The sequence below is a fragment of the Allobosea sp. WAO genome (assembly GCF_001509835.1).
Lineage (GTDB): Bacteria > Pseudomonadota > Alphaproteobacteria > Rhizobiales > Beijerinckiaceae > Allobosea.
This window is the reverse complement of record NZ_JXTJ01000024.1, coordinates 2,501-5,387: the sequence shown is the minus strand read 5'-3', so window position 1 is coordinate 5,387 and position 2,887 is coordinate 2,501. Positions and strand designations below refer to the sequence as shown.

Sequence of the window (2,887 nt, the reverse complement as noted above, 5' to 3'; positions counted from 1 at the left end):
GCTGTTTGAAAACTGAAGACAGAAAGAGAAACGTGGACGGCGAAGTTCTTGCGGACTTGCTTTCGGGCAAGTCAAACGAGACTTCGGTGTGCTGCGTTAACAAGAGCCATCGCTGATGACTTCGGTCGTCAAGCAATGACTCCGTCAATACGCAGCGATGCCGGAACAAACTCATCAAATCTGAGAGTTTGATCCTGGCTCAGAGCGAACGCTGGCGGCAGGCTTAACACATGCAAGTCGAACGGGCACTTCGGTGCTAGTGGCAGACGGGTGAGTAACACGTGGGAACGTACCTTTCGGTTCGGAATAATTCAGGGAAACTTGGACTAATACCGGATACGCCCTTCGGGGGAAAGATTTATCGCCGATAGATCGGCCCGCGTCTGATTAGCTAGTTGGTGAGGTAATGGCTCACCAAGGCGACGATCAGTAGCTGGTCTGAGAGGATGATCAGCCACATTGGGACTGAGACACGGCCCAAACTCCTACGGGAGGCAGCAGTGGGGAATATTGGACAATGGGCGCAAGCCTGATCCAGCCATGCCGCGTGAGTGATGAAGGCCTTAGGGTTGTAAAGCTCTTTTGTCCGGGAAGATAATGACTGTACCGGAAGAATAAGCCCCGGCTAACTTCGTGCCAGCAGCCGCGGTAATACGAAGGGGGCTAGCGTTGCTCGGAATCACTGGGCGTAAAGGGCGCGTAGGCGGACTCTTAAGTCGGGGGTGAAAGCCCAGGGCTCAACCCTGGAATTGCCTTCGATACTGAGAGTCTTGAGTTCGGAAGAGGTTGGTGGAACTGCGAGTGTAGAGGTGAAATTCGTAGATATTCGCAAGAACACCGGTGGCGAAGGCGGCCAACTGGTCCGATACTGACGCTGAGGCGCGAAAGCGTGGGGAGCAAACAGGATTAGATACCCTGGTAGTCCACGCCGTAAACGATGAATGCCAGCCGTTGGGGTGCATGCACTTCAGTGGCGCAGCTAACGCTTTAAGCATTCCGCCTGGGGAGTACGGTCGCAAGATTAAAACTCAAAGGAATTGACGGGGGCCCGCACAAGCGGTGGAGCATGTGGTTTAATTCGAAGCAACGCGCAGAACCTTACCAGCTTTTGACATGTCCGGTTTGATCGACAGAGATGTCTTTCTTCAGTTCGGCTGGCCGGAACACAGGTGCTGCATGGCTGTCGTCAGCTCGTGTCGTGAGATGTTGGGTTAAGTCCCGCAACGAGCGCAACCCTCGCCCCTAGTTGCCATCATTCAGTTGGGAACTCTAGGGGGACTGCCGGTGATAAGCCGCGAGGAAGGTGGGGATGACGTCAAGTCCTCATGGCCCTTACAGGCTGGGCTACACACGTGCTACAATGGCGGTGACAATGGGCAGCGAAAGGGTGACCTCGAGCTAATCCCAAAAAGCCGTCTCAGTTCAGATTGTACTCTGCAACTCGAGTACATGAAGGTGGAATCGCTAGTAATCGTGGATCAGCATGCCACGGTGAATACGTTCCCGGGCCTTGTACACACCGCCCGTCACACCATGGGAGTTGGGTTTACCCGAAGGCGTCGCGCTAACCGCAAGGAGGCAGGCGACCACGGTAGGCTCAGCGACTGGGGTGAAGTCGTAACAAGGTAGCCGTAGGGGAACCTGCGGCTGGATCACCTCCTTTCTAAGGTAGAATTCTCCACGAGGTCTTCGGATCTTGTATTGAATTCGCTTGGAACAAAAGAAGCCAGTCAGGCTTCGACATGCGGAACCTCGCCGTCTTCGTTTCTCTTTCTTTTTCCGGGCAATGTGCCTGGCCCGTCGACCATGGGGTCGATGCCGGTCGGTGCATTCTGGGCCAACGCTTTCAGGTCTTTGGCCGTGCCGAAGGGGTTTCCTTTCGGTGTTCAGGTCTCGGGCCTGTAGCTCAGTTGGTTAGAGCGCGCGCTTGATAAGCGTGAGGTCGGAGGTTCAAATCCTCCCAGGCCCACCAAGCTCTGGTCTTCGAGCCGCAGGGCTCGCAAGGCCGACCGGCCGCCGCGCCCAATGGCGCGTGACCCATCCAAAATGGGGCCATAGCTCAGTTGGGAGAGCGGTAGCTTTGCAAGCTTCAGGTCGTCGGTTCGATCCCGTCTGGCTCCACCAGAACGTTCCGGAAATTCAGGTTTCATAGATTGCCGTCTTTGGCGGCGATAGATGATGCTGTTTGTCATTGTTAAGAGGGAATGTATTCGAGAGCTGCTCATCCTGCAGCATGCTCGGTTCGATCACCAATCGACCGGGTTAAATCGGGTACATTCGGCAAGCATAATGGTCTTTCTGATCTTGTCTTGCAGCTTTTGTGCTGCGGACATCGATCATGAGAACGATCAAGTGCCTTAAGAGCATTCGGTGGATGCCTTGGCGCTGAGAGGCGATGAAGGACGTGATACGCTGCGATAAGCCGTGGGGAGCTGCGAATGAGCTTTGATCCGCGGATTTCCGAATGGGGAAACCCACCTTCGATCTCTGTTATTCCAAGGACAGGTTACGGCCTGTGCTTGGGCCTGTCTTCGGACTAACAGAGATCACATGAAGGTATTGAACTCTGAATACATAGGGGTTCAAAGCTAACCCAGGGAACTGAAACATCTAAGTACCTGGAGGAAAGGACATCAACGAGACTCCGTTAGTAGCGGCGAGCGAACGCGGACCAGGCCAGTGCTTGCTTGGAATTTACCGGAAGCGGTTGGGAAACCGCGCATTAATGGGTGATAGCCCCGTACGGATCTGAGACCAAGCGAGACATGAGTAAGGCGGGACACGTGAAATCCTGTCTGAACGTGGGGGGACCACCCTCCAAGCCTAAGTACTCCTCAGCGACCGATAGTGAACAAGTACCGTGAGGGAAAGGTGAAAAGCACCCCGA

2 tRNA genes and 2 rRNA genes (1 of these 4 only partly in view) are annotated in these 2,887 nt (G+C 54.6%); all 4 read left to right on the top strand.

Features of this window, described 5'->3' with window-relative positions:
• Nucleotides 1-176 precede the first annotated feature (176 nt).
• Nucleotides 177-1,663, top strand: a 16S ribosomal RNA gene (locus DK26_RS27760).
• 232 nt (nucleotides 1,664-1,895) lie between these two features.
• A tRNA-Ile gene (locus DK26_RS27755) sits at nucleotides 1,896-1,972 on the top strand.
• A gap of 76 nt (nucleotides 1,973-2,048) precedes the next feature.
• Nucleotides 2,049-2,124 (top strand) — tRNA-Ala (locus DK26_RS27750).
• Nucleotides 2,125-2,346: 222 nt separating this feature from the next.
• Nucleotides 2,347-2,887, top strand: a 23S ribosomal RNA gene (locus DK26_RS27745) (it continues 2,275 nt past the right edge of the window).
• The 16S and 23S rRNA genes sit together here with 2 tRNA genes alongside, the layout of an rRNA operon.